The organism is Phycicoccus sp. (genome assembly GCF_035325325.1).
Taxonomy (GTDB): Bacteria; Actinomycetota; Actinomycetes; order Actinomycetales; family Dermatophilaceae; genus Phycicoccus.
This window is the reverse complement of record NZ_DAOLAC010000007.1, coordinates 42,659-68,142: the sequence shown is the minus strand read 5'-3', so window position 1 is coordinate 68,142 and position 25,484 is coordinate 42,659. Positions and strand designations below refer to the sequence as shown.

Here is a 25,484-nt window from a genome sequence, read left to right as displayed (position 1 = left end):
GTGTCCGAGGACCAGCCCGTCCCCCGTCCGCCCGTGCCGTCGCCGGCCGCGCTCGCGCGCCGCGTGGCCGCCCGCCCGGTCGCGCCGCCGGTGGCCCCGGCGCCACACTCCGACTCCGCCCGCTTCGGACGGGTCGACGAGTCCGGCCACGTCTTCGTGACGGTCGGTGACGAGGAGCGCGAGGTGGGCGCCTACCCGGGGGCCAGCCCCGAGGAGGCGCTGCAGTACTTCGCCCGCAAGTACGACGAGCTCGCCGCGTCCGCCGAACTGCTCGAGGCCCGGCTGGCCAACCCCGACGTCTCGGCCAAGGAGGTCGCCGACGGCCTCGCCACCCTCAAGGAGCACGTCGAGCAGGCCCACGTCGTCGGCGACCTGGCCGCGCTGCACGGCACCGTCGAGCGCGTCGAGGGCGGCCTGGAGGCCAAGCGCGCCGCCGAGGCCGAGCACCGCCGGGTGGCCCGCGCCGAGGCGGCCACCGCCCGCGAGGCCATCGTCGCCGAGGCCGAGTCGATCGCGGCCCAGCCGGCCGGCAGCACCCAGTGGAAGCAGAGCGGGGAGCGGATGCGGGCCCTGCTCGAGGACTGGAAGCAGCACCAGCGCAGCGCCGCGAAGCTCGACAAGCCGACCGAGACCGCGCTCTGGCAGCGCTTCAGCCACGCCCGCAACACCTTCGACAAGGCGCGCCGCGCCTGGTTCGCCGAGCTCGAGAGCACCCGCGCCGACGCGAAGGCGACCAAGGAGTCCCTCGTCGCCGAGGCCGAGGCGCTCGCGACGAGCACGGACTGGGCCCCCACCGCACGCGCGTACAAGCAGCTGATGGACCGCTGGCGCCAGGCGGGGCGGGCCAGCCGCCACGACGACGACGCGCTGTGGGAGCGGTTCCGGGCGGCCCAGGACGCGTTCTTCACCGCGAAGGACACCGCGGCGGCCGTCGAGGACGAGGAGTTCCGCGGCAACCTCGCCGTCAAGGAGGAGCTGCTCGTCGAGGCCGAGGCCCTGCTGCCGGTCACCGACGTGGAGGCGGCCAAGACCGCGCTGCGGGGTGTCCAGGAACGCTGGGAGGCGGCGGGCAAGGTCCCCCGCGGCGACCTCGAGCGGGTCGAGAAGCGGCTGCGCCGCGTCGAGACCGCCGTCCGGGAGGCCGACGAGAAGAAGTGGCGCTCGACCAACCCCGAGCTCTCGGCCCGGGCGCAGAGCATGGTCGACCAGCTCGAGGCGTCGGTCGCGAAGGCCGAGGCCGAGGTCGCCAAGGCCGAGACCGCCGGTGACGCCACGAAGGCCGCCGCCGCGCGCGAGCGGCTGGCTGCCCAGCAGCAGTGGCTCGACCAGGCCCGCGCCGGCCTCGACGAGTTCGGCGGCTGACCCACTTCACACCTGCACCCCCTTTCCCGTGCGCCCCGCACACGGCAGGATGTGCCCGGCGTGCTGCCGGGCACGCGGGCAGGGAGGTCGTGAGCCATGGGTCGACACGGTGGCACCGTGCAGCGGGGTCGCTCGGCGAGCGTCCTCGGGGTGCTCGGCCTCGCCGCCGTCCTCGGCGTCGGCGGCTGGCAGGCCTGGGAGCGGCTCGGACCGGGCACGACGACGACGGCCCTGACCTGCACCTCCCCGACCGCCGTCCGGGTCACGACGACGCCGGCGATGCGCGACGCCGTGGAGTCGGTCGTGCGCACCGTCACCAGCGCGTGCGCGACCTTCACGGTGACCGCGGAGCCGGCGACCGCGACCGCCCGCCGGTTCGAGGCCGGCGGCACGGGAGCACCGGCCGCGTGGCTGCCGGACTCCCGGCTGCTCGCCGAGCAGGTCGCCTCCGGGACCCAGGGGCTCACCGTCTCGGCACCCGTTGCCGTGACCCCGGTGGTCCTCGCCGTGCCGAAGGGCACCCGCGCCCCGAACCCGGTCCGGTGGGGGCAGACCATCGTCACCGAGGCCTGCCGCCTGCCCGACCCGAACACCTCGACCGTCGGCAGCGTCGCGCTGATGGTCGGGCTCGCCGAGATCGACGCGATGCCGGCCGCGCAGCGCTCGGCCGCGCTCTCCGGCGTCGGGGGGATGCTCAGCCGCGTCGTCCCGGAGGACACCCTCCTCTCGGTGCACGCCGGGCAGTCCGACGCCTCCCTCTTCCCGACGACCGAGCAGCAGGTCAAGGCGGCGGCCGTCGCCGACCTCACCGTGCGGGTACCGGCGTCCGCGACGCCACCGCTGGAGTTCCCGCTCGTCACGAGCGCGAGCTCCCCGAAGGAGCCGGTCGCGGCCCTGGCCCGGGCCCTCACCTCGACGGCCGGGCGAAAGCTGCTGCGGGAGGCCGGGTTCCGCACACCCGACGACCTCTCCCCCGTCGTCGACGGCGGCCCGCCCGCCGAGGCGCTCACCGCGACCCCCTCCCCCGAGCAGGTCGAGGCGGCCCAGCAGATGTGGGCCGCCATCGACCGTCCGACCCGGCTGCTCACCGTCATCGACACCAGCGGGTCGATGAGCAACCCGTCGGCCGTGGGCGGCGGCTCACGGATCGCGGTCGCCAGCCGGGCGGCCTCGGGGGCCGTCCAGCTGCTCGCCGACCACAACGCGGTCGGGCTGTGGACGTTCTCGACCGCGCAGAAGGGCACACGCGACTGGACCGAGCTCGAGCCGGTCGCCCGCCTGGGCGCGAACGACCAGCGCTCGAAGCTGTCCTTCGCCCTCGGCTCGCTCGGCTCCCGGCTCGGGGGTGACACCGGCCTGTACGACACCCTCGACGCCGCCTACGCCTCCGTCCTGGCCGGCTACGACCCGCAGGCGGTCAACCTCGTCGCGATCTTCACCGACGGGGTCAACGACGACACGACCGGCGGGCTGAGCCTCGCCGCCCTCAGGGCCGACCTGGCCAAGCGGGCGGACGCCGACAAACCGGTCACCGTCCTGCTCATCGGGATGGGGGGCGTCGACGCGAAGGCCCTGGCGCCGGTGGCGGCGGCGGTCCCGCGCGGCGGCGGGGGCGGCGGCGCGGTGTTCGTCATCTCGACGCCGCAGGACATCGCGAACGTCTACGTGACGATGCTGCTGCGACGGCTGCCGAAGGGCTGACCGGCCGGCTCAGCGCTCGCGCCGGCCCCCGGTGACGCGCTCGGCGTCGAGGACGCCCTCGACCCGCTGCACCGCCCGGATGACGTGGCCGAGGTGGCCGGGGTCGCCCATCTCGAAGGTGAAGCGCAGCACCGCGACCCGGTCACGGGAGGTCTGCACCGACGCCGAGAGGATGTTGACACCGTGGTCCGAGATGACCCGCGTGACGTCGGAGAGCAGCCGCGAGCGGTCGAGCGCCTCGACCTGGAGCTGGACGAGGAACAGGCTGCCCGACGTGGGCGCCCACTCCACCTCGATGATCTTGTCCGGCTGGGCGAGGAGGGAGTCGGCGTTCGTGCAGTCGCGACGGTGCACCGAGACGCCGTTGCCGCGGGTGACGAAGCCGAGGATGTCGTCACCGGGGACCGGGGTGCAGCACCGGGCGAGCTTGACCCAGACGTCCGACATGTCCTTGACGACGACGCCGGGGTCCCCGGACCGGCGGGACCGGGGGCGGGTGAGCACCGGGGAGGCGGCCTCGGCGATGTCCTCGCTGGCCCCCTCCTCGCCGCCCACCGAGGCCACGAGCCGGGAGACGACGTGCTGGGCCGAGACGTGACCCTCCCCGACGGCCGCGTACAGGGCGTCGATGCCCGGGTGGCGCAGCTCCTCGGCGACGCCGGTGAGGGACTCGACCGAGGTGAGTCGCTGGAGGGGCAGGCCCTGCTTGCGCATCGCCTTGGCGAGGGCCTCCTTGCCCTCCTCGATCATCTCCTCGCGGCGTTCCTTGGTGAACCAGTGCTTGATCTTGTTGCGGGCCCGGGCGGAGCGCACGAAGTGGAGCCAGTCGCGAGAGGGACCGGCGGAGTCGGCCTTGGAGGTGAGGACCTCGACGACGTCGCCGTTGTCGAGGCGCGACTCGAGCGGGACGAGCCGCCCGTTGACGCGGGCGCCGATGCAGTGGTGGCCGACCTCCGTGTGGACCGCGTAGGCGAAGTCGACCGGCGTCGCCCCGGCCGGCAGGCCGACGAGCTGGCCCTTCGGGGTGAAGACGTAGACCTCGCTCGCCGTGATCTCGAAGCGCAACGACTCGAGGAACTCGCCGGGGTCGGCGGTCTCCTTCTGCCAGTCGAGCAGCTGGCGCAGCCACGCCATGTCGCCGCCCGGCTCGGCGTGCCCGTCGCGGACCAGGGCGCCCGGGGTCTTGGTCCCCTTCTCGGCCGGGTCCTCCTTGTACTTCCAGTGCGCCGCGACGCCGTACTCCGCCCGCCGGTGCATGTCGTGCGTGCGGATCTGGATCTCGACCGGCTTGCCCCCCGGCCCGATGACCGTCGTGTGCAGCGACTGGTACATGTTGAACTTCGGCATCGCGATGTAGTCCTTGAACCGGCCCGGGACCGGGTTCCACCGCGCGTGGAGGGCGCCGAGCGCCGCGTAGCAGTCGCGGACGGTGTCGACGAGGACGCGGACCGCGACGAGGTCGTAGATCTGGTCGAAGTCGCGACCGCCGACGATCATCTTCTGGTACACGGAGTAGTAGTGCTTCGGCCGCCCGGTGACCGTCGCCTTGATCTTCGCCGCGCGCAGGTCGGAGCCCACCTCGTCGCGGACCTCGGTGAGGTACTCCTCGCGGGCCGGGGCGCGCTCGGCGACGAGCCGGACGATCTCGTCGTAGACCTTCGGGTAGAGGGTCTGGAACGAGAGGTCCTCGAGCTCCCACTTGATGGTGTTCATCCCGAGTCGGTGCGCGAGCGGCGCGTAGATCTCGAGGGTCTCCTTGGCCTTGCGCTGCGCGCTCTCCTGGGAGACGTAGCGCCAGGTGCGCGCGTTGTGCAGCCGGTCGGCGAGCTTGATGACGAGCACCCGGATGTCGCGGGCCATCGCGACGACCATCTTGCGCACCGTCTCGGCCTGGGCGGCCTGGCCGTAGGTGACCTTGTCGAGCTTGGTCACCCCGTCGACGAGCATCGCGATCTCGTCGCCGAAGTCGCGGCGCAGTGCCTCGAGGCTGTAGGCGGTGTCCTCGACGGTGTCGTGGAGCAGGGCCGCCGCGAGGGTCGTCGGGGTCATGCCGAGCTCGGCGAGGATGGTCGTCACCGCGAGCGGGTGGGTGATGTAGTCGTCGCCGCTGCGCCGCTTCTGGCCCTGGTGCGCCCGCTCGGCGACGGCGTAGGCCCGCTCGACGAGCGCGATGTCGGCCTTCGGGTGCGTGCTGCGGACGATCTGCAGCAGCGGCTCGAGCACCGGGTTGCTCGGCGGCCGGTTGCGCCCGACCCGCGCGAGGGCGGCCCGCGCCCTGGCCCGGGAACCCACCCCGGCCGCGGTGTTCCCCGAGGTGGCGGCCGTCGTGTGCTCCGCCATGGAGTGAGTCTAGACGCGGCTCAGGAGACGACGTGCAGCGCTCTCACGGCCCGTTCGCCCAGCCGCGACCGACCGCCGAGGAAGGCCAGCTCGACCACGCAGTCGAACCCGACGACCCGGGCGCCGACCCGCTCGAGGAGGTCCCACGCGGCGAGGGCCGTGCCGCCGGTCGCGAGGACGTCGTCGACGAGGACGACGCGCGCGCCGGTCGGGACGGCGTCGGCGTGCACCTCGATGGTCGCCGACCCGTACTCGAGGTCGTACGACGCGGCGACGGTGTCGCCGGGCAGCTTGCCGGCCTTGCGGACCGGCACGAACCCGACGCCCATCGCGTGCGCCAGGGCGGCGCCCACGACGAAGCCGCGCGCCTCGACCCCGGCGACGAGGTCGACCTCCCCGCGCCGGCCGTCGGCGAGGGCGTCGACGACCGTCCCGAACGCGGCGGGGTCGGCGAGCAGGGGCGTGATGTCCTTGAACACCACACCTGGCTGCGGGAAGTCGGCGACGTCGCGCAACGAGCGCGCGACGACCCGCGAGACCGCCTCGGGCACCGTCAGCGCTTGGACTTCGGGGTGCGCCGCGGCTGGTTGCGCGGGCCCGAGCGGGCGTACTGGTGCACGGTGCGCCCGGTGAGCGTCTCGCCCTCCTCGCGCTCGGCCGCGCCACCGACGAGGGTGCTCGCGGGGACCGCCTCGCCGCGCGCGCTCGCCTCCTCCGCGGCCGCGACGTCGCGCGCCTTCTTCGCCTGGGTCCGCTCGGCCCGCCTGGCGAGGTCGACGACCGCGGCGTCCTTGCGCCGCAGCGAGACGAGCACCGGCGTCGCGATGAAGATCGAGGAGTAGGCCCCGACGAGGATGCCGACGAAGAGGACGAGGGAGAGGTCGACGAGGACGCCCGGCCCGAGGAAGATCGAGCCGATGACGAGCACGGCCGTGATCGGCAGCAGGCCGATGACCGTCGTGTTGATCGAGCGGACCATCGTCTGGTTGACCGCGAGGTTGGCCGCCTGCGCGTAGGTCATCCGGCCGTTCGCGAAGGCCTCGTTGGTGTTCTCCCGGACCTTGTCGAAGACGACGACCGTGTCGTAGAGGCTGTAGCCGAGGACGGTGAGGAAGCCGATCATCGTCGCCGGGGAGACCTCGAAGCCGACGAGCGCGTAGATGCCGACCGTGATGACGAGGTCGTGGACGAGGGCGACGAGCGAGGCGAGCGCCATCTTCCAGTTGCGGAAGTAGATGCTGAGCATCAGCACCACCGCGATGAGGAAGATGACGAGCGCCCGCAGCGCCTGACCGCTGACCGAGGCACCCCACGACGGGCCGATGAAGGTCGCCGAGACGTTGTCCTCCGGGACCCCGAAGGCCTTGGCGAGCGAGCCCCGCACCTGCTGGCTGTCGGTGTCGGTGAGCTTCTCGGTCTGGACGCGCACCGTGTTGTTGCCGACGAGCGTGACGTTGACGCCCTGCTCGCCCTCGGAGGCGCCGACCGCGTCGCGTGCGGTCTTCTCGTACCCCGAGGGGACCGACGTCGTGGCGACCCGGAACTCCGAGCCACCCCGGAACTCGAGGCCGAGGTTGAGGTGCTGGACGCCGAGCCCGAGCAGCGCGACGACGATGAGGACGAGCGAGCCGAGGTAGAACCTCCGGCGGCTCGCGACGACCGGGATCGAGCGCTTGCCGGTGTAGAGGTCGTTGCCGAAGTCGGCGAAGGAGGTGCTCACGCCCGGCTCCCTTCGGTCTCGCGGACGGCGGGCGTCACGGGGGTGAACCTCCCGCGGCCCGCGTACGTGCGGGTCTTGGCCCCGAGCCGCCGCGGGTCGAGCCCGGAGAGCCGGTGGCCGTCGCGGAAGAACGGCAGCCGGGTCAGCAGGGTGAGCAGCGGGTGGGTGAACCAGAAGACGACGAGGACGTCGATGAGTGTCGTCAGGCCGAGCGTGAACGCGAAGCCGCGCACGCTCGAGCTGGCGAGCAGGTAGAGCACGATCGCGGCGAGGAAGTTGACGCCGTCGGCGATGAGGACCGTGCGCTTGGCCCGGTTCCACCCGGTCTCGACGGCGCTGGCCAGGGACCGTCCCTCGCGCAGCTCGTCGCGGACCCGCTCGAAGTAGACGATGAAGCTGTCGGCGGTGAAGCCGATGGCGACGATGAGGCCGGTGACGCCGGCCATGTCGAGGCGGTAGTTCTGCGCCCAGCCGAGCACCGTGATGGTCAGGTAGGTGAGCAGGCCGGCCACGACGATCGACGAGATGGTCACGAAACCGAGGACGCGGTACTGGAACAGCGAGTAGACGACGACGAGCAGGAGGCCGACGAGACCGGCGACGAACCCGAACTGCAGCTGCTCGCTGCCGAGCGTGGGGCTGATGTCGACGGTCGACTGCTCGACGAACGACAGCGGCAGCGCGCCGAACTTCAGCTGGTCGGCCAGGGCCTTGGCCGAGTCGAGCGTGAAGTTGCCGGTGATGCTCGCCTTGCCGTTGGGGATGGCGCTCTGGAAGTACGGCGCGACGATGACCCGCGAGTCGAGGACCGTGGCCAGCTGGTTCTGCGGCGACGGCAGGGTGACCATCGTCCGGCTGATGTCGGCGTACTGCTTGGTGCCCTCGCCGTTGAAGGTCAGCGCGATCTCGACCGTGCTCGTGACCGTCCCCTGCTGGTTGGTCTGGTAGCCGGCGCTGGCGTCGGAGATCTTGTCGCCGGAGACGGCGACCGGGCCGAGGATGTACTTCGTCGCGCCGTCGTCGGAGCACGTGACGAGCGGCTTGGTGGCGACGTCCTGGATGTTCTCCAGCGCCTTGGGGTCGGAGCAGTTGAGCGCGTCGTAGGCCTGCTGCACGTCCGGGGTGATCCAGGCGAGGTCGGTCGGGCCCTTCGGGGCCGAGGTGCCGGAGTTGGCACTCGCACCCGGGCTCGGGGACGCCGAGGGGCTCGGGGTCGCCGAGGCGCTCGGGCTCGGGGTCGTCGCGGTCAGCGCGTCGTTGACCGCGCTGTTGTTCGTCGCGGAGGCGCTCGGGGCCGGCGAGACCGCCTCGCCGCCGGCGCTCGGGCTCGCGCTCGGTGAGGCGGACGGGCTCGGGGAGCCGCTCGGGCCCGGCGACGCCGAGCCGGTCGGCACGGGCACACCGCTGGTCAGCGCGAGGACCGGCCGGAACTGCATCTGCGAGGACTTGCTGATCGCGTTGCGGACGGCCTGCGTGGGGATCTCGGGGATGCTGACGACGATGTTCCGGTCGCCCTGGGTCGTCACCTCGGCGCCGGAGACGCCGTTGGCGTCGACGCGCTGGACGATGATGTCGCGGGCCTGGTTGATCTGCTGCGCGGAGACCGACTGGCCGGCGTTGGTGCGCGGCTCGAGGATGATCTGGGTGCCGCCCTTGAGGTCGAGGCCCAGCTTCGGGGTGGCCTGGCCGTCGCCCCAGGCGATCGAGTAGCCGAGCAGGCCGCCGAGGACGGCGACGAGGACGGTCAGCGCGATGAGGGCGCGCCGGGCGGCGGTGCGCGGTGCGGGGCCGGCCACCTCAGACCGCCTCGGGGGCGCGCATCCCGATGGCGCGGCGGTCGAACCGCATCGACACCCCGTTCCCGACGTCGAGCGTCGCGACGGTGTCGTCGAGGGCGGTGATCGTCCCGTAGAGGCCGGAGGTCGTCACGACCTCCTCCCCCACCTCGAGCGAGGACTGGAGGGTCTGCACCTGCTTGGACCGGTTCCGCTGGCTGATGAACATCCAGACGAGGAGCAGGAACGGCAGTCCCAGGATGACGAGGTAGGCGAGGCCGGAGCCGGAGCCGTCAGACATCGGAGTAGGTCCTTCGGAGCGGGGGTCCCCCGCGCGGTGGTGAACAGTGGATCGGCCCGGACGCGCCCGGGCCGAGGACCCACTGTAGGCGAGAGCCGGACACCTCACCAACGAAGTGGGCCACTCCCGCGTGCCCGGGACGCCGTGGACGCGCGGATCAGCCGCCGAGCCGCCCCGGGCCGTCGTCACCGAGTGGGAGGACGCTCTGCTGCGGGGCGTCGGCCGGGGGTCGCAGGCCGAGGTGGCGCCAGGCCGTCGCGGTGGCGGCCCGACCGCGGGGCGTGCGGGTGAGGTAGCCCTCCCGGACGAGGTAGGGCTCGGCCACCGTCTCGACGGTGTCGGCCTCCTCGCCGACGGCGACCGCGAGGGTCGACAGGCCGACCGGGCCGCCGCCGAAGCGCCGGCACACGGCCTCGAGGACCGCCCGGTCGAGGCGGTCGAGCCCCGCGTCGTCGACGTCGAAGAGGGCGAGGGCAGCCCGGGCGGCGTCGTGGTCGACGGCGCCGTCGCCGTGCACCTGCGCCCAGTCGCGGACCCGGCGCAGCAGGCGGTTGGCGATCCGTGGCGTGCCGCGGGAGCGGCCGGCCACCTCGGTGACGCCGGCGTCGTCGGCGTGCACCCCGAGCAGTCCGGCCGAGCGGCGCAGGATGGTCACGAGGTCGGCGACCTCGTAGTAGTCGAGGTGCCCGGTGAAGCCGAACCGGTCGCGCAGCGGCGCCGGCAGCAGCCCGGCCCGGGTCGTGGCGCCGACGACGGTGAACGGCGGCAGCTCGAGCGGGATCGCCGTCGCACCCGGCCCCTTGCCGACGACGACGTCGACCCGGAAGTCCTCCATCGCGAGGTAGAGCATCTCCTCGGCCGCACGGCTCATCCGGTGGATCTCGTCGAGGAAGAGCACCTCGCCCTCGTCGAGGCTGGACAGCACCGCGGCGAGGTCCCCGGCGTGCTGGATGGCCGGGCCGCTCGTGACCCGGATCGGGCGCTCGAGCTCGGCGGCGACGATCATCGCGAGCGTCGTCTTGCCCAGCCCCGGCGGACCGGAGAGCAGGACGTGGTCCGGGGGGCTGCCCCGGCGCCGGGCCGCCTCGAGGACCAGGCCGAGCTGGTCGCGGACCCGGGGCTGGCCCGGGAACTCGGCGAGCCGGCGCGGGCGCAGCGCGGCCTCGACGACCCGCTCGTCGTCGGTGCCGCCGGCGTCGACGACCCGCGCCGTCGCCTCGTACGAGCCGTCCGCCTCGCGGATCTCGCTGCGGTAGCGGTCGTCGGCCGCGGCGCTCACCGGCGCAGCTCCCGCAGGGCCAGGCGCAGGTAGGTGGCGACCTCGGCGTCGGCCGGGGCGTCGGCGGCGACCCGCTCGACGGCGTCGCCCGCCTGCTTCCCGGTCCAGCCGAGCCCCACGAGGGCCTCGGTGACCTGCTCGCGCCAGGGCTCACCGGCCCCGGCGGGGGTGGCACTCGGTGCCGGGGCGGCGGCCGTCCCGTGGACCAGCGCGACCTTGTCGCGCAGCTCGAGGACCAGCCGCTGCGCGGACTTCGCCCCGATCCCGGGGATGGCGGTGAGCGACTTCGTGTCACCGGCGGTCAGCGCCCCGGCGAGCTCGTCCGGGCCCATGACCGAGAGCATCGCGAGGGCGAGCCGGGGCCCGACACCGGAGACCGTCTGGACGGTCTCGAACATGTCGCGCTCGGCGGCACCGGCGAACCCGTAGAGGGTCAGCGAGTCCTCACGGACGACGAGGGTCGTCGCGAGCGTCGCCTCCTGGCCGCGGTGGCAGCCGGCGGCGGTGGCCGGGGTCGTGTGGACCAGCATGCCCACGCCACCGACCTCGACGACGACGCGGTCGAGGCCGACCTGCCCGACGGTGCCCCGGACCGAGGCGATCACCGCAGGCTCCCCTCGGCGAGGGCCGCGAGCCGGGCGGCCTGCGCCCCGCGCCACGCGTGGCAGATGGCCAGGGCCAGGGCGTCCGCGGCGTCGGCCGGCCGCGGCGGCGTGTCGAGCCCCAGGATGCGGGTGACCATCGCGGTGACCTGCGCCTTGTCTGCGCGGCCGCTACCGGTGACCGCGGCCTTGACCTCCGTCGGCGTGTGGAAGACCACGGGGATGCCGCGGCGGGCGGCGCCGAGCAGCGCGACGGCAGTGGCGTGCGCGGTGGTCATGACGCTCGCGACGTTGACGTCGGCGAACACCCGCTCGACGGCGACCACCTCCGGCGCGAACCGGTCGAGCCAGCCGTCGAGCTCGCGCTCGAGGTAGAGCAGCCGATCCCCCGGCTCGGCGTCCCCGGGCGTGCGCACCACACCGACGGCGACCATGCTCGCCCGCCCGGGTCGACCGTCGACGACGCCGAGGCCGCACCGGGTCAGGCCGGGGTCGACGCCGAGGACGCGCACGCGGGCTCCTTCACGGGTTAGAACACGTGTTCGGCGACCACGCTACGGGAGGCTCGCGGCGCCCTCGGGCAGCGACACGCGCGCGGGCGCTCAGTCCTCCGCGTCGAGCTCGGCGAGGACGTCGTCGGGGATGTCGCCGTTGGCGAAGACGTCCTGGACGTCGTCGGAGTCCTCGAGGGCCTCGATGACGCGGATCATCTTCTTCGCGCCGTCGAGGTCGAGCGGCACCTGGAGGTTCGGGACCCACGAGGCCTCGGCCGAGTCGTAGTCGACCCCGGCCTCCTGGAGGGCGCTGCGGACCGCGACGAAGTCGGTGGCCTCGGAGACGATCTCCCAGGTGTCGCCGTTGTCGTTGACCTCCTCGGCCCCCGCCTCGAGGACGATCTCGAGCAGGTCGTCCTCCTCCTTCTCGGTCTTGGGCACGATGACGACGCCCTTGCGGTCGAAGACGTACGAGACCGAGCCCGGGTCGGCGAGCTGGCCACCGTTGCGGGTCAGGGCGGTGCGCACCTCGGCGGCCGCGCGGTTGCGGTTGTCGGTGAGGCACTCGATGAGGACCGCCACCCCACCGGGGGCGTACCCCTCGTAGGTGATGGTCTCCCAGTCGGCGCCGCCGGCCGTCGCGCCGGAGCCGCGCTTGACCGCGTTGTCGATGTTGCTGTTCGGGACCGAGGACTTCTTGGCCTTCTGGATCGCGTCGTAGAGGGTCGGGTTGCCCGCGGGGTCACCGCCGCCCTGGCGGGCCGCGACCTCGATGTTCTTGATGAGCTTGGCGAAGAGCTTGCCGCGCTTGGCGTCGATCGCCGCCTTCTTGTGCTTGGTGGTCGCCCACTTGGAGTGGCCGCTCATGAAAGCTCCCTCAGACTGTGTCTCACGATGTCGGCGAACAGCCGGTGCACCCGGTGGTCGCCCGTCACCTCGGGGTGGAAGGACGTGACCAGCAGGTTCCCCTGTCGCGCGGCGACGATCCTACCCGCGGCGGGTCCGTGCTCGACCCGGGCCAGGACCTCGACGGCCTCCCCGGCCTCCTCGACCCAGGGCGCCCGGATGAAGACCGCCCGAACCGGCTCGCCGCCGAGCTCGCGGATGTGCAGGTCCTCCTCGAAGGAGTCGACCTGCCGCCCGAACGCGTTACGTCGCACGAGGATGTCCATCCCGCCGAGCGTCTGCTGACCGGCCGCGCCGTCGGCGAGGCGGTCGGCGAGCAGGATCATCCCGGCGCACGACCCGTAGACCGGGAGGCCGGCGGCGATCCGCTCGCGGAGCGGCCCCTGGAGGTCGAAGGCCCGCAGGAGCTTGTCGATGGTCGTCGACTCGCCCCCGGGCAGGACCAGCCCGTCGACCGCCTCGACCTCGCGGGGACGGCGGACCGTGACCGCGTCGGCGCCGCTGCGCTCGAGGGCGACGAGGTGCTCGCGGACGTCGCCCTGGACCGCGAGGACTCCGATCGTCGGGCTGTTGCTCACGGGGCCCGATGCTACGGGCGGACGCGGCGGGGTCGGTGCTCGGGCCTAACCTGCGGGACGTGGCCTCCCCCGTGACCGTGCGTCCCCGGACCCCGCACGACGTCCCCGCCCTCGTCGCGGTGCTGACCGCGCAGCAGCCCGCCTCCGGGTACCCCGTGCGCTGGCCACTCCCGTTCCCGGTCGAGGAGTTCGTCGTCCGGCGCGGTGAGCTCGGTGCCTGGGTGGTCACCGTCGACGGGCGCGTCGCCGGGCACGTCGCCCTCCTCCACCCAGCGACCGGCTGGGAGGCCGACGCGTTCACCGGCACCACCGGCGAACCGGTCGGCCGCCTCGCCGCGGTCTCCACCCTGTTCGTCGACCAGGACCGGAGGGGCCTCGGCCTCGGTACGCGGCTCCTCGACGCCGCCGTCGCGCACGCGCGGGCCCTCGACCGGGTGCCCGTCCTCGACGTCGTCCAGGAGCACTCGGTCGCCGCCGACCTCTACCGGCGGCGTGGCTGGCGGGTCGTCGGCGAGGTGCGACCGCACTGGCTTCCCGCCGACCGCGCACCGGTGCTCGTCATGACCCTGCCCTGACGCGGGTCAGGTCGCGACCCCGTCCCGCCCGCGTTCCTTGGCGCGGTAGAGGGCCCGGTCCGCGGCGTCGCGCAGGCCGTCGAGGTCGGCGACCTTGCCGACGGCGAGGCCGATGCTCACGGTGACCCGCAGGCCGTCGGCGAGGTCGTCCCAGAAGTCGTGCCGGACCATCTCGGCGACCTCGCGGCAGCGCCGCGCGGCGACCTCGAGGTGGTCGGTGTCGAGGAGCAGGAGGAACTCGTCGCCACCCCAGCGCACGACGAGGTCGGTGCCGCGCACGATGGTCCGCAGCGATGCCGCGACGCGGACGAGGACCTCGTCCCCCACGTCGTGGCCGTGCGTGTCGTTGACGCCCTTGAAGTGGTCGACGTCGACGAGGACGAGGGTGACCTCGTCGCGCCCCGAGGAGTGCGCGCCCTCGAGGAGGGTCTCCACGTGCGCGGCGAGCCCGCGCCGGTTGGCGACGCCGGTCAGCACGTCGACCTCGGCGGCCACCCGGAGGCGGGCGTGCTCGGCGAGCATCTGCTCGTTCTCGATGAGCGAGCCCATCGCCTCGGCGGCGGCGACCCGCGCCTCCTGCCGGCGCAGGGCGAGCTCGCGGGACAGCCGGAGGCCGGCCGTCTCCTCGCCCACCTGGGCGGCCTCGAGCTCGGCGTCGCGGGTCAGGGCGAGCAGGTACAGCTCGGGCTGGCGGATCCGCGTCCACGCCTCGAGGGTGCGTGCGACGTGGCGGCGGGCCGCGCGCGGGTCGGGGTCGGTGAAGGACGCGGCGAGGTCGAGGTAGGCCGCGAACTCGGCGTCGTCACCACGCGCGAGCGGGCGCGGCGCGACCCCGGCCGGCGGCGCGATGGCGTCGACGAGGTTCTCGAAGATGTGCAGGTCGAGGGCCCAGTCCGCGGGCAGCAGCTCGACCGGCACGCGCTGGATGGCCGCCCGGGCGCGGGCGCCGACCTCGTCGACCTCGGGACGCGGGCCGGCCTGGCGCAGCACGCACAGCCGGCGCAGCTGGATCTCGGCGCGGTTGTACATCGCGGTGGCCATCCGCCACGCGTCGCGCTCGTGGTTCTCGAGGTACGCGGCGGCGGCCGAGGTGTGCTCGAGGGCGAGGTCCCACATGTCGCGGTCGAGGTAGCCGGTCGCGCACTCGACGTGGGCCGAGGCGAGCATCTCGTGGCCCGGTGGGGCGTCACGCAGGAGGACGGTCGCCCGGGCGAGGTCGCGGTCGGCGACCAGCCGCGGGCGGGCGTCCTCGACGACGTCGGTCGCGCCCATCGCGAGGCACAGGGCCTCCCAGACGTGGTCCCCCTCGGCCGCGGCGCGGTCGAGGAGGTCGTCCAGGCGGGCCCGCGTGCTGTCGTGCGGGTCCCCGACGGAGGCCAGCGCCCGGACGTACTGGGCCGCCATGACGACGTCGGCCCACCCCTCCCTCTCGGCGCGCCGGACCAGGTCGGCGAGGAGTTCGGTGTCGAGTGCCCCCGGGGTCTGCGCGGGAAGGACCAGCGCGCGGACCTCGTCGAGCAGCGACTGGTGGGCCTCGCTCCGGGCCCGGGAACCGGCGGGTGCCGGCGTCATCGCTGCGGTCATGGCGTGCAGTCTGAACCGGCTCTGACCTGCGGGTGGTGCGGTTCGCGACAACTCGGGCCGAGGACCAGCCGATCGGCCCCCCTCGCCGGGCGCCTCCCGGCGTCCGGCGCACCGACGCGCTACCGTCGGGTCCATGTCGTCTGCGCTGACCGACCGGGCCCGGGCACTCGACACCGAGCACGCCGGCACCGACCTGCGCGGCCGCTTCCGGCTCCCGGCCGGGATGGTCTACCTCGACGGCAACTCGCTCGGTGCGCTGCCGGCCGGCGTCCCGGAGGCGGTCGCCGACGTCGTGCACCGGCAGTGGGGCAACCGGCTCATCGCCAGCTGGAACGAGGCCGACTGGTGGGGCGCCCCGACCCGGGTCGGGGACCGCATCGGACGGCTCGTCGGCGCCGCCGAGGGGCAGGTCGTCTGCACCGACTCGACGACGGTCAACCTCTACAAGACCGTCGTCGCGGCCGCCCGGATGCGCCCCGGGCGCGACGTCGTGCTCACCGACCCGGCCTCCTTCCCGACCGACCTCTACGTCACCGAGGCCGCGGCCCGGGACGCCGGGCTCGTCGTCGAACGGGTCTCCCCCGCGGAGGCGCCCGCGCGCGTCGCCGCGCTCGGGGAGCGGCTCGCCCTCGCGTCGTACAGCTCGGTCGACTACCGCACCGGCGAGCTCTGGGACCTCCCCGGCATCACCCGCGCCGCGCACGACGTGGGGGCGCTGGCCTGCTGGGACCTCTGCCACTCCGCGGGCGTCCTCGAGGTGGGCCTCGACGAGCACGGCGCCGACCTCGCGGTCGGTTGCGGCTACAAGTACCTCAACGGCGGCCCCGGGGCGCCGGCCTTCCTCTACGTCGCCCGTCGCCACCAGGACGACTTCGACCAGCCCCTCTCCGGCTGGAACGGGCACGCGACGCCGTTCGCGATGGCCCCCGACTTCGCGCCGGCCGCCGGCATCTCCCGCGGGCGGGTCGGCACCCCGCCGCTGCTGTCGATGCTCGCCCTCGAGGCGGCGCTGCACGCGTACGACGGCGAGTCGGTCGCCGACCTGCGGGCGCGCTCGCTCTCGCTGACCGGCTTCTTCCTCGAGTGCCTCGACGCGCTCGTCCCCGAGGTCGAGGTGGCGACACCGCGCGAGCCGGGGCGACGAGGATCGCAGGTGAGCCTGCGCCACCCGGGCGCCTACGGGGTCGTCCAGGCGCTCATCGCCCGCGGCGTCGTCGGTGACTTCCGCGAGCCCGACATCGTCCGGCTCGGCTTCGCGCCGATGTACCTTGCGCACACGGACGTCCTGCGCGCGGCCGAGCAGCTGCGGGCCGTCCTCGACGCCGCCGAGCACGAGCGGCCCGAGTTCACCGCCCGCGCCACCGTCACCTGAGGCGACGGCGGCGCGGCGGGGTCACCAGCCGCGGTCGGCCAGGCGGTGCGGCTGCGGGATGTCGTCGACGTTGATCCCGACCATGGCCTCGCCGAGGCCGCGGGAGACCTTGGCGATGACGTCGGGGTCGTCGTGGAAGGTCGTCGCCTTGACGATCGCCTCGGCGCGCTGGGCCGGGTTGCCCGACTTGAAGATGCCCGAGCCGACGAAGACGCCCTCGGCGCCGAGCTGCATCATCATCGCGGCGTCGGCGGGGGTGGCGATGCCGCCGGCGGTGAAGAGGACGACGGGCAGCTTGCCGGTCTCGGCGACCTCCTTGACGAGGTCGTACGGCGCCTGGAGCTCCTTGGCGGCGACGTAGAGCTCGTCGCCCTCCATCGAGCGCAGCCGGTTGATCGCCGCGCGGAGGGTGCGCATGTGGGTCGTCGCGTTCGAGACGTCGCCGGTGCCGGCCTCACCCTTGGAGCGGATCATCGCCGCGCCCTCGGTGATGCGGCGCAGGGCCTCCCCGAGGTTGGTCGCGCCGCAGACGAACGGCACGGTGAACTGCCACTTGTCGATGTGGTTGGCGTAGTCGGCCGGGGTCAGCACCTCGGACTCGTCGATGTAGTCGACCCCGAGGCTCTGCAGCACCTGCGCCTCGACGAAGTGGCCGATGCGGGCCTTGGCCATGACCGGGATGGAGACGGCCTCGATGATGCCGTCGACCATGTCGGGGTCGCTCATCCGCGAGACACCGCCCTGGGCGCGGATGTCGGCGGGCACGCGCTCGAGGGCCATGACGGCGACGGCGCCGGCGTCCTCGGCGATCCTCGCCTGCTCCGGCGTGACGACGTCCATGATGACGCCGCCCTTGAGCATCTCGGCCATGCCGCGCTTGACGCGCGTGGTGCCGGTTCCGGTCGTGGGGGTGGTGTGCTGCTCGGTCATGGACGCGATTCTAGGTCCGCCGAGGGGGTGCGCCGGACCACGGTCCGGGAGGCGCTCAGCGGGCCAGCGCCGCCGGCACCTCGTCGTCGAACTCCACCCGTTCCGGGAGGGCCGCGTGGCCGGCGAGCCGGAAGACCCGGACCACGGGCTTGCGCCGGACCCGCCGGACCTCGCGCACGGCGTCGTTGTGGAACCGCCGGGCCATCCGGACCCGCAGCGAGCTGGAGCCGATCCGGTCGAGCGACTCGGCCACCAGCTCGTCGCCGCCGGCGCGCAGCCCGGCGACGACGTCGTCGGTCAGGGTGACCGCGAGCACCTCGCTCAGTGCCGTCTCCACCTCCTCGCGGCCGCCGAAGTGCTGGCCGTCGAGGAGGTCCTCGGCGAGCGGGTGCTCGGTCGTGCGCTCGACGGACTCGGTGGCGGCGTCGGCGAGGAGCAGCGCGGTGGCGGGGTCGAGCGCGCCGCTGTTCGCGAGCTCGAGCGTGGCCTCGGCCCGACGGACCAGCTGGGCGTCCAGCGCCGACATGGCGCCCTCCACCTTCGCGTGCAGCCGGTCGAGCCGGGCGGCGGCGTACGAGAGGTACCAGGCCGCGACGATGAGGAGGATGACGACGAACGTCACCAGCTGGAGGACGTCGACGTCGATGCCGTTCACGACCCGCCTCCCGGCACGCTGCGCACGAAGCGGCTCCACAGGCCGCGGGGCGCCACGTCGACCTCCGCGTGTGCGCTGGCGAGGACGGTCTCGTAGACGGCCATCACCTGCCCCGACACCCGCGACCAGTCGAAGGTGCGGGCCCGGTCGCGGCCGAGCATCGAGAGCTCCTCGCGGCGGACGGGGTCGCCGAGCAGGCCGACGAGCACGGCCGCGAGGCCCTCGGCGGACCCGGTGGGGAAGGTGACGCCGGTCCGGCCCTGGTCGAGGACGGCGACGAACGCGGACAGGTCGGAGGCCACGACGGGGGCACCCGCGGCCATCGCCTCGACGAGGACGATGCCGAAGCTCTCGCCGCCGAGGTGGGGCGCGACGTAGGCGTCGACCGAGCGCAGCAGCGCCCCCTTGTCGGCGTCGGAGACCGCGCCGAGGACCACCGTGGCCGCCGTCGCGCGGGGGTCGGCACGACGGAGCAGGTCGGTGGCGTCGCCGGGACCGGCGACGAGCAGGCGGGTGCCCGGGTGCGCGTCGAGCACGGTGGGCAGCGCGCGGAGCGCGACCTCGAGCCCCTTGCGCGACTCGTCGACCCGGCCGAGGAAGGCCAGCGTCGGCGCGTCCGGACGGCCGACCCAGTCGGGGCGGGTGGGCGCCTGCGCGAAGCGCTCGACGTGCACGCCGTTCGGGATGATGTAGGTGTCGCCGCCGAGGTGGCGGCGCACCGTGCGGGCGGCGTCCTCGGAGACCGCGATCCGGCCGCGGATCTTCTCCAGCGACGGGCGCAGCAGCGGGTTGGCCGCGTGCATCGCGCGGGAGCGAACCGTCGAGGTGTGGAAGGTGGCGACGACCGGCTCCTCCGCGGCCCACAGCGCCATGAGCGACACCGAGGGCGTCACCGGCTCGTGGAGGTGGACGACGTCGAACCCGCCCGCCTCGAGCCACCGGGTGACCCGGGCCGAGGTGACCGGTCCGAAGGTGAGCCGGGCGACCGAGCCGTTGTAGCGGACCGGGACGGCGCGCCCGCAGGAGGTGAGGTAGGCCGGCAGCTCGGCGTCGTCGTCGGCCGGCGCGAGGACGGAGACCTCGTGGCCCTGGGCGAGGAAGACCTCGGCGAGGTCGCGGACGTGGAACTGCACGCCGCCGGGCACCTCGAACGAGTAGGGGCAGACCATCCCGATCCTCACCGGGCCACCTCCTGCCGGGCGAGGCGCGCCGGGTCGAGGTCGTCGACGAAGACCCGCTGGAGCATGTGCCAGTCGGCGGTGTGCTCGCGGACGACCGCGCCGAGGGCGTCGGCGCACTGCTGGGTCATCGCGACGACCTTCTCGCGGGTGGCGCCGGACGTGGGCACCTCGACCGGCGGGTGGAAGGTGACGACGATGCCCCAGCCGCTCCCCCGTCGCTCGTGGCGGATCGACACCGGGAAGAGCGGGCGGCGCTCGGCGAGGGCGAGGGCGGCCGGCCCCGGGGCCATCCGGGCCGGCAGGCCGCAGAAGTCGACGGTGACGCCGCGCGCGGTGAGGTCGCGGTCGGCGAGCAGCGGGATGAGCCCGGGCCGACGGGCCGCCTCGCGCAGCGCGGGGAAGACGTCCGGGCCGCCGGTGAGCGGCAGGATGGTCATCCCGAGCCCCTCGCGGAACTCGAGGAACTCGCGGAAGACCTCCTCCGGCTCGAGCCGTTCGGCGACCGTCGTCACCGGCCCGAGGTGGACCGTCCCCCAGGCGCCGGCGAGGTCCCAGTTGCCGAGGTGGCCGAGGAAGCACACGACCGAGCCCCCCGCCTCGAGCACCTCGCGCACCGGGCCGTCCCCCTCGGCCCGCACGCGGGCGGCCAGGTCGTCGGGGCCGAGCTCGGGGAGGCGGAAGGCCTCGCAGTAGTAGCGCAGGTAGGAGCGCATGCCGGCGCGCACGAGGGCGTCGAGCGCGGCGTCGTCGAGCTCGGGGCGGACCCGGGCGTAGTTGGCCCGCATCCGGGACGCCCCGCCCCGGGCGACGGTGAGGTCGGCCACGCGGTCGAAGAGCCCGTACGCGACGCGCTCCGGCATCCGGCGCACCGCGGCCCACCCGAGGCGGTGTCCGGCCAGCGTCGCGGCGTCCGCTGCGGCGCGCGGCAGCCCCCTCACGGCGCGACCAGGGCCTGCCGGCGGACCTCGAGGATCCGCTGCACGACCGTGACGAGGCTGGCCAGCGCGAGCAGGGCGAGGACGGTGCCGAGGAAGACGAGCGGGATGTCGAACCAGCCGGTGAGGCCGGTGGCGACGAGGACCGCGACGAGCCGGTCCGCGCGCTCGGCGATGCCGACGTTCGCCGTCATCCCGAGGCCCTCGGCGCGGGCCTTCGCGTAGGAGACGACGCTGCCGAGGATGAGGCAGGCGAGGGCGAGGGCGGCCATGTAGGAGTTCCCGCCGTCGCCGGCGTACCAGAGCACGAGGCCGCCGAAGACCGCGGCGTCGCCGACCCGGTCGAGCGTGGAGTCGAGGTACGCGCCCCAGCTGCTCGACCGGCCGAGCCGGCGGGCCATGATGCCGTCGACGGTGTCGGAGAAGACGAACGCGGTGATGACGAGGGTGCCGAGGAGGAACTGGCCCCGCGGGTAGAAGGCGAGCGCGCCCGCCGCGACCCCGACGGTGCCGATGACCGTCACGACGTCGGGGCTGACGCCGAGCCGGATGAGGAGGGAGGCGACCGGGGTCAGCAGCTTCGTGAAGAAGGCGCGGGCGTATCGGTTGAGCATGGTGCGGCCAGCGTAGTGGGCGGCGCGCGGGCACCGTGGAGGCCCGCGGCCGCGCCGGGTGGCGCAGGTCTCCCGGGCCCGCCCGGCGTTCCCCTTGTGCCCGGCCCGCGGGAGGAGTTGATTGGGGCCATGAGCGGAACAGCGGCCCCGAGCGTCACCGACACCACCCGCCTGCGCAACGTGCTCCTCGTCGGACCGAGCGGCGCCGGCACCTCCCGGCTGTTCGACCACGTCGTGGACGCGCTCGCGCCGCGCCGCGGCGCCCGGCCCCGGGGGGAGGCGTCCGGCGGCCTGCGGGTCGCGACCCTCGAGCTCGGGGAGGTGGTGCTCACCGTCCTCGACGCCCCGGGCAACCCCGACTTCGTCGGGCAGGTGAGGGCGGGTCTGCGCGCTGCGGACGCCGCCCTCTTCGTCGTCTCGGCCGCGGACGGCGCCGACGCCCGCTCCCGCGCCCTGTGGCACGAGTGCGCCATCGTGGGGATGCCGCGCGCGGTCGTCGTCACCCAGCTCGACGCCCGCGATGCCGACTTCGAGGCGACGCTCGAGGACTGCCGGGCCCACTTCGGCGCCGGCATCCAGCCGCTCGGCGTGCCGGTGGCCGGGGCCGAGGGGGCCGTCACCTCCATCGCCGACCTGCTGCTCGGCGAGATCCACGACTACGCGGGCGGGCAGCGGACCGTCCGCCCGGCCGGCCCCGAGCACGCCGACGTCTTCGACACCCACCGGCCGGGCCTCGTCGAGGGCATCATCGAGGAGTCCGAGGACCCCGAGCTGATGGACCGCTACCTCGCCGGGGAGGAGCTCGACTTCGCGACGCTCGAGCGCGACCTGCTCCAGGCCGTCGCGCACGGCACGTTCCACCCCGTGCTCCCCGTCTCCGGCGAGACCGGCGCCGGTGTCGACGTACTCCTGCACCTCGTCGAGGCGGCCTTCCCCCACCCCGGCCTGCACCCGCTGCCGACCGTGACCCCGGTGGGCGGCGGCGAGCCGCTCGCCCTCACCGCCGACCCCGACGGCCCGCTGGTCGCCGAGGTCGTGCACACCGAGTCCGACGCGTACGTCGGCCACCTCTCGCTCGTCCGGGTCTTCTCCGGGACGCTGCGGGCCGACCGTCCGGTCCACGTCTCGGGCCACCTCGAGCTCGTCGACGGGGCGACCGGCGAGGGGCACGAGGCGCACGACGACGACGTCCGGCCCGGTGCGGTGGCGGCCTCCCTCGACGGCGAGCTGCTGACCAAGGAGCAGGCCGTCGCGGGCGAGGTGGTCGTCGTCACCAAGCTGGCCGGAGCCCAGACCTCCGACTCGCTCTCGGACCCGTCCCGGCCGCTGCTCGTCACGCCGTGGGCCCTGCCCGAGGCGCTGCTGCCGGCCGCCGTCAAGGCCGCGACCCGGGCCGACGAGGACCGGATGCCCGTCGCCTTCCGCGAGCTCGCCGCCGAGGACCCCACGCTGCGCATCGAGCACGACCCCGAGACCGGCCAGGTCGTCCTGTGGACCACCGGGCCCGCACACCTCGAGCTGGTGCTGCACCGGCTCCGCGAGCGCTTCAACGTCGGCGTCGAGCAGGAGCCGGTCGCCGTCGCCCTCAAGGAGACCGCCGTCGGGCGCGCCGAGGCGCAGGGCCGGCACGTCAAGCAGTCCGGCGGGCACGGCCAGTACGCCGTCTGCCACCTCGTCCTCGAGCCGCTCCCCCGCGGCTCGGGCGTGGAGTTCACCGAGGTGGTCGTCGGCGGTGCCGTGCCGCGGCAGTTCATCGGCAGCGTCGAGAAGGGCGTCCACGCCCAGCTCGCGAAGGGTCTCATCGCCGGGTGGCCGGTGACCGACGTCAAGGTGACGCTCACCGACGGCAAGGCGCACAGCGTCGACTCCTCGGACATCGCCTTCCAGACCGCGGCCGGGCTGGCACTGCGCGAGCTCGCGTCCGCGGCGACCCTCTGCCTCCTCGAGCCGATCGACACCGTCACCGTCACCGTCGACGACGAGCACCTCGGCGCGGTGATGACCGACATCGGCACGCGGCGCGGGCAGATCGTCGGGTCGGAGCCGGCCGAGGAGCCCGGCCGCTCGGTCCTCGTCGCCGCCGTGCCGCGCCTCGAGCTGCTCGACTACGCCGTCGCGCTGCGCTCGCTGGCCCACGGCACGGGCAGCTTCCGGCGCGAGCCGCGGGGCTACGAGGTGCTGCCGGACCGGATCGCCCGCGACCACCTCGCCGCGGCGGGGCGTTCCGACTGAGCAGCCCTCCCGCCGCCGGCGCACGCTACGGCGCACGCTACGGCGCAGTACTGGCTGTGATGACGTCGATTACTGCGGGGTAGCCCGCATCTCAGGACGGCCAGTGCTCGGCGAGCCGGGCTCGCACGTCCTCGAGGAGCATCGGCAGTGCCTTGGTGCGCGCCACGATGGGCAGGAAGTTGCTGTCCCCGCCCCAGCGCGGCACCACGTGCTGGTGCAGGTGGGCGGCCACCCCCGCGCCGGCGACCGCGCCCTGGTTCATCCCGAGGTTGAAGCCCATCGGCCCGGAGGCCGCGGTGAGCGCGCGGACCGCATCCTTGGTGAGGGCGGCGAACTCGGCGGTCTCCTCGTCGGTGAGGTCGACGTAGAGGGCGACGTGCCGGTACGGGCAGACGAGGACGTGCCCGGGGTTGTACGGGAAGAGGTTCATCACGACGTAGCAGTGCTCGCCGCGGTGCACGACGAGCCCCTCCTCGTCGCTCTTCCCGGGGGCGGCGCAGAACGGGCAGCCCTCGCCGGGGTCGGGGTCCGGGCGCTCGCCCTGGATGTAGACCATCCGGTGCGGCGTCCACAGCCGCTCGAAGCCGTCGGGCTCGCCGACGAAGTCGGCCGGGTCCTCGGTCTGCGGCATGACCCGATCCTAGGCGGGGACCCGGGCCGGCCTCAGCGCAGGTACGACGCGCCGTTGAAGTCGAGCACGGCGCCGGAGGCCCACTCGGCGCCGGGCGCGGCGAGGGCCACGACCGCGGCCGCGACCTCCTCGGGCTCGGCGACGCGGTGGAACGGGCTCTGGGCGCGGGTTGCCTCGGCGGCGTCCTCGTCGGCCATCGCGTAGCCGGCCATCTCGGTGGCGATGAAGCCGGGCGCGATGCTCGTCACCGCGATGCCGTGCCGGCCGAGGTGCTGGGCCATCGACTGCCCGAAGGAGTGCAGACCCGCCTTGCTCGCCCCGTACGCGGGGATGTCCGGCTCGCCGCGGAACGCGCCGCGCGAGCCGACGTTGACGACCCGGCCGACCGGGACACCCGCGGCCGGCGGCACCTCGAGCATGTGCCGGGCCACGCACCAGGTGAGGTTCGCCGGACCGAGGAGGTTCGTGGCCAGGGTGCGCTGCCAGACCTCCACCCAGTCCGCGTACCCGGTGGCGTCGAGCGGGTGGTCGCCACGCCGGCTGCCCGAGGAGCCGGGCGGCACGATCATCGCCGCGTTGTTGACGAGGACGTCGACCCGGCCGAGGGCCGCGACGGCGTCGGCGGCGAGCGTCGCGACGGCCGCCGGGTCCGCGAGGTCGGCCGCGGCGCGCGCGTGGCGCTCACCCGGGAGCGAGCCGAGGACCGCGTCCGCCCGCTCCCGGCTCGCCGCACCGCGGTGGTGGACGAGGACGCGGTCGCCGCGGGCGGCGAAGGCCCGGGCGACGGCCGCGCCGACACCGCGGGAGGCACCGGTGACGAGGACTCCCCGGGAGGGGGTGGCGGGCTGCATCCCGTCACCCTAGGCGGGAGCGTCCAGCCTCAGCTCCATGAGCCGGTCGGACGGGGTGCCGAAGCCGACCCGCTCGTAGAGGGTGCGGGCCTCCGGCACGGCGTTGAGCTGGATGCGGGTGACCCGCTCGGCCGGCGCCCACGCGAGGAGGGTGCGCAGCAGCCGCTCCCCCAGGCCGAGGCCCCGCGCGTCCGGGGTGACGAAGAGCAGGCTGACGTGGAACCACGCGTCCGCCGGGCGGTGCGCGCTCGGCAGCTTCTGGACCCGGGTGCCGTGGAGGACCCCGAGCGGGCGGCCGGTCGGATCCTCCGCGAGCCAGGTGCGGCGGGCCCGGTCGCGCAGCCACGCGTCGGCGAAGGTGTCGAGGAAGCCGGGCGGCACCGAGGCGCCCCGCTCGCGCTCGTCCTGGATGTGCAGGGCACCGACCGAGAACGCGTCGGTGGGCACGGCCTCGCGCACCCGGACGTGCCGCACGGTCTCCACGCCCCCAGCATGGCCCACGGGCCTGCGCCCCGGGAGGGGTCCCGACCACAAAGGTGAGGCCCCGGAACCAGTATGAGTGGTTCCGGGGCCTCGATGACCCGGCATGATGCTCCGCGTCTCACGAGTCGGTGTCCGGTCGCCACCACCGTCATCACCCGGTGGATCCTCGCGGCAGAACCGCGCGGCCTGGCGTCCTTCTCCTTCTCGATCCCTCCGCCACCGAAGTGGTGGAGTGGGATATTTCTATGCCTCGGAGGCAGTGTCCCGCAAGGGGTTTGGGACACCAATTTCCGGGCCTGTGAGGGTCGTCGGCGTGTCGTCGGCGTGTCGTGTGACGGGCGTGACGACGGGTCGACCAGCGACCCCGCGGTCCCACCATCCGG

Annotated in this window: 24 protein-coding genes; 5 read left to right on the top strand and 19 right to left on the bottom strand. The window is 74.2% G+C overall.

The window, feature by feature from the left end:
* Complete coding sequence (locus tag PKA89_RS06930) at nucleotides 1-1,362, top strand: DUF349 domain-containing protein (RefSeq protein WP_324417933.1); 1,362 nt, start codon at nucleotides 1-3, stop codon at nucleotides 1,360-1,362.
* A gap of 117 nt (nucleotides 1,363-1,479) precedes the next feature.
* Nucleotides 1,480-3,063: a substrate-binding domain-containing protein gene (locus PKA89_RS06925; protein ID WP_324417931.1), complete on the top strand. Its 1,584-nt coding sequence runs from the start codon at nucleotides 1,480-1,482 to the stop codon at nucleotides 3,061-3,063.
* A 9-nt stretch (nucleotides 3,064-3,072) separates the two neighbouring features.
* Here PKA89_RS06925 and PKA89_RS06920 read toward each other — a convergent pair whose 3' ends face one another.
* The 10 genes from PKA89_RS06920 to pdxT all read right to left on the bottom strand — a co-directional run bounded on the left by PKA89_RS06920 (nucleotide 3,073) and on the right by pdxT (nucleotide 13,058).
* The gene (locus PKA89_RS06920; protein ID WP_324417929.1) at nucleotides 3,073-5,403 is read right to left on the bottom strand and encodes a bifunctional (p)ppGpp synthetase/guanosine-3',5'-bis(diphosphate) 3'-pyrophosphohydrolase; all 2,331 of its coding nucleotides are present in this window, start codon (nucleotides 5,401-5,403) and stop codon (nucleotides 3,073-3,075) included.
* A gap of 20 nt (nucleotides 5,404-5,423) precedes the next feature.
* Complete coding sequence (locus PKA89_RS06915; RefSeq protein WP_324417928.1) at nucleotides 5,424-5,954, bottom strand: adenine phosphoribosyltransferase; 531 nt, start codon at nucleotides 5,952-5,954, stop codon at nucleotides 5,424-5,426.
* Nucleotides 5,955-5,956: 2 nt separating this feature from the next.
* The gene (secF, locus tag PKA89_RS06910; RefSeq protein WP_324417927.1) at nucleotides 5,957-7,123 is read right to left on the bottom strand and encodes a protein translocase subunit SecF; all 1,167 of its coding nucleotides are present in this window, start codon (nucleotides 7,121-7,123) and stop codon (nucleotides 5,957-5,959) included.
* The gene (secD, locus tag PKA89_RS06905; protein ID WP_324417925.1) at nucleotides 7,120-8,919 is read right to left on the bottom strand and encodes a protein translocase subunit SecD; all 1,800 of its coding nucleotides are present in this window, start codon (nucleotides 8,917-8,919) and stop codon (nucleotides 7,120-7,122) included. The genes secF and secD overlap by 4 nt, the downstream gene beginning before the upstream one ends.
* Before the next feature lies 1 nt (nucleotide 8,920).
* Entirely contained in the window at nucleotides 8,921-9,199 is a 279-nt protein-coding gene (yajC, locus tag PKA89_RS06900; RefSeq protein WP_324417923.1) for a preprotein translocase subunit YajC, read from the bottom strand.
* Nucleotides 9,200-9,356: 157 nt separating this feature from the next.
* The gene (ruvB, locus tag PKA89_RS06895; protein ID WP_324418031.1) at nucleotides 9,357-10,442 is read right to left on the bottom strand and encodes a Holliday junction branch migration DNA helicase RuvB; all 1,086 of its coding nucleotides are present in this window, start codon (nucleotides 10,440-10,442) and stop codon (nucleotides 9,357-9,359) included.
* Between the two features lie 32 nt (nucleotides 10,443-10,474).
* Entirely contained in the window at nucleotides 10,475-11,083 is a 609-nt protein-coding gene (gene ruvA / locus PKA89_RS06890) for a Holliday junction branch migration protein RuvA (RefSeq protein WP_324417921.1), read from the bottom strand.
* Complete coding sequence (gene ruvC, locus PKA89_RS06885) at nucleotides 11,080-11,592, bottom strand: crossover junction endodeoxyribonuclease RuvC (protein WP_324417919.1); 513 nt, start codon at nucleotides 11,590-11,592, stop codon at nucleotides 11,080-11,082. The genes ruvA and ruvC overlap by 4 nt, the downstream gene beginning before the upstream one ends.
* A gap of 90 nt (nucleotides 11,593-11,682) precedes the next feature.
* Entirely contained in the window at nucleotides 11,683-12,441 is a 759-nt protein-coding gene (locus PKA89_RS06880; RefSeq protein WP_324417917.1) for a YebC/PmpR family DNA-binding transcriptional regulator, read from the bottom strand.
* On the bottom strand, nucleotides 12,438-13,058 hold the full coding sequence (gene pdxT / locus PKA89_RS06875) for a pyridoxal 5'-phosphate synthase glutaminase subunit PdxT (protein ID WP_324417915.1): 621 nt from the start codon (nucleotides 13,056-13,058) through the stop codon (nucleotides 12,438-12,440). The genes PKA89_RS06880 and pdxT overlap by 4 nt, the downstream gene beginning before the upstream one ends.
* A gap of 59 nt (nucleotides 13,059-13,117) precedes the next feature.
* On the opposite strand from pdxT, the gene PKA89_RS06870 reads away from it, so the two are divergent.
* Nucleotides 13,118-13,633: a GNAT family N-acetyltransferase gene (locus PKA89_RS06870; protein ID WP_324417913.1), complete on the top strand. Its 516-nt coding sequence runs from the start codon at nucleotides 13,118-13,120 to the stop codon at nucleotides 13,631-13,633.
* 6 nt (nucleotides 13,634-13,639) lie between these two features.
* Here PKA89_RS06870 and PKA89_RS06865 read toward each other — a convergent pair whose 3' ends face one another.
* Nucleotides 13,640-15,217 carry a GGDEF domain-containing protein gene (locus PKA89_RS06865; protein WP_324417911.1) on the bottom strand — a complete coding sequence of 526 codons (1,578 nt, stop codon included), beginning with the start codon at nucleotides 15,215-15,217 and terminating at the stop codon, nucleotides 13,640-13,642.
* A gap of 133 nt (nucleotides 15,218-15,350) precedes the next feature.
* On the opposite strand from PKA89_RS06865, the gene kynU reads away from it, so the two are divergent.
* A complete protein-coding gene (gene kynU, locus PKA89_RS06860; RefSeq protein ID WP_324417909.1) occupies nucleotides 15,351-16,589 on the top strand; it encodes a kynureninase in 1,239 nt (412 codons plus the stop codon).
* A gap of 21 nt (nucleotides 16,590-16,610) precedes the next feature.
* On the opposite strand, the gene pdxS is transcribed toward kynU, so the two are convergent.
* Genes pdxS through pgsA form a run of 5 tightly spaced genes read right to left on the bottom strand, consistent with a single transcriptional unit; the run spans nucleotide 16,611 to nucleotide 20,904 of the window.
* The gene (pdxS, locus tag PKA89_RS06855) at nucleotides 16,611-17,519 is read right to left on the bottom strand and encodes a pyridoxal 5'-phosphate synthase lyase subunit PdxS (protein WP_324417907.1); all 909 of its coding nucleotides are present in this window, start codon (nucleotides 17,517-17,519) and stop codon (nucleotides 16,611-16,613) included.
* Between the two features lie 55 nt (nucleotides 17,520-17,574).
* Nucleotides 17,575-18,174 (bottom strand): hypothetical protein, encoded by a 600-nt coding sequence (locus tag PKA89_RS06850; protein ID WP_324417905.1) that lies wholly within the window; start codon nucleotides 18,172-18,174, stop codon nucleotides 17,575-17,577.
* Nucleotides 18,171-19,355, bottom strand: coding sequence for a glycosyltransferase family 4 protein (locus tag PKA89_RS06845; RefSeq protein WP_324417902.1), 1,185 nt, complete (start codon nucleotides 19,353-19,355; stop codon nucleotides 18,171-18,173). Before PKA89_RS06845 ends, PKA89_RS06850 begins: the two co-directional genes overlap by 4 nt.
* Nucleotides 19,352-20,293, bottom strand: coding sequence for a phosphatidylinositol mannoside acyltransferase (locus tag PKA89_RS06840; RefSeq protein WP_324417901.1), 942 nt, complete (start codon nucleotides 20,291-20,293; stop codon nucleotides 19,352-19,354). Before PKA89_RS06840 ends, PKA89_RS06845 begins: the two co-directional genes overlap by 4 nt.
* Nucleotides 20,290-20,904 (bottom strand): phosphatidylinositol phosphate synthase, encoded by a 615-nt coding sequence (pgsA, locus tag PKA89_RS06835; RefSeq protein WP_324417899.1) that lies wholly within the window; start codon nucleotides 20,902-20,904, stop codon nucleotides 20,290-20,292. Before pgsA ends, PKA89_RS06840 begins: the two co-directional genes overlap by 4 nt.
* Before the next feature lie 129 nt (nucleotides 20,905-21,033).
* On the opposite strand from pgsA, the gene PKA89_RS06830 reads away from it, so the two are divergent.
* Nucleotides 21,034-23,136 carry an elongation factor G gene (locus PKA89_RS06830; RefSeq protein ID WP_324417897.1) on the top strand — a complete coding sequence of 701 codons (2,103 nt, stop codon included), beginning with the start codon at nucleotides 21,034-21,036 and terminating at the stop codon, nucleotides 23,134-23,136.
* A gap of 91 nt (nucleotides 23,137-23,227) precedes the next feature.
* Here PKA89_RS06830 and PKA89_RS06825 read toward each other — a convergent pair whose 3' ends face one another.
* Genes PKA89_RS06825 through PKA89_RS06815 form a run of 3 tightly spaced genes read right to left on the bottom strand, consistent with a single transcriptional unit; the run spans nucleotide 23,228 to nucleotide 25,101 of the window.
* A complete protein-coding gene (locus PKA89_RS06825; protein WP_324417895.1) occupies nucleotides 23,228-23,767 on the bottom strand; it encodes an HIT domain-containing protein in 540 nt (179 codons plus the stop codon).
* 32 nt (nucleotides 23,768-23,799) lie between these two features.
* Nucleotides 23,800-24,618, bottom strand: a complete 819-nt coding sequence (locus tag PKA89_RS06820) for an SDR family oxidoreductase (RefSeq protein ID WP_324417893.1) — start codon at nucleotides 24,616-24,618, stop codon at nucleotides 23,800-23,802.
* A 9-nt stretch (nucleotides 24,619-24,627) separates the two neighbouring features.
* Entirely contained in the window at nucleotides 24,628-25,101 is a 474-nt protein-coding gene (locus PKA89_RS06815; RefSeq protein ID WP_324417891.1) for a GNAT family N-acetyltransferase, read from the bottom strand.
* Nucleotides 25,102-25,484 lie beyond the last annotated feature (383 nt).

Excerpts from the sequence above, each read along its gene's own strand:
- pdxS (WP_324417907.1), bottom strand. The coding sequence starts at position 17,519 with ATGACCGAGCAGCACACCACCCCCACGACCGGAACCGGCACCACGCGC.
- PKA89_RS06865 (WP_324417911.1), bottom strand. The coding sequence starts at position 15,217 with ATGACCGCAGCGATGACGCCGGCACCCGCCGGTTCCCGGGCCCGGAGC.
- PKA89_RS06820 (WP_324417893.1), bottom strand. The coding sequence starts at position 24,618 with ATGCAGCCCGCCACCCCCTCCCGGGGAGTCCTCGTCACCGGTGCCTCC.
- PKA89_RS06920 (WP_324417929.1), bottom strand. The coding sequence starts at position 5,403 with ATGGCGGAGCACACGACGGCCGCCACCTCGGGGAACACCGCGGCCGGG.
- kynU (WP_324417909.1), top strand. The coding sequence starts at position 15,351 with ATGTCGTCTGCGCTGACCGACCGGGCCCGGGCACTCGACACCGAGCAC.
- pgsA (WP_324417899.1), bottom strand. The coding sequence starts at position 20,904 with ATGCTCAACCGATACGCCCGCGCCTTCTTCACGAAGCTGCTGACCCCG.
- PKA89_RS06825 (WP_324417895.1), bottom strand. The coding sequence starts at position 23,767 with ATGCCGCAGACCGAGGACCCGGCCGACTTCGTCGGCGAGCCCGACGGC.
- yajC (WP_324417923.1), bottom strand. The coding sequence starts at position 9,199 with ATGTCTGACGGCTCCGGCTCCGGCCTCGCCTACCTCGTCATCCTGGGA.
- PKA89_RS06880 (WP_324417917.1), bottom strand. The coding sequence starts at position 12,441 with ATGAGCGGCCACTCCAAGTGGGCGACCACCAAGCACAAGAAGGCGGCG.
- PKA89_RS06830 (WP_324417897.1), top strand. The coding sequence starts at position 21,034 with ATGAGCGGAACAGCGGCCCCGAGCGTCACCGACACCACCCGCCTGCGC.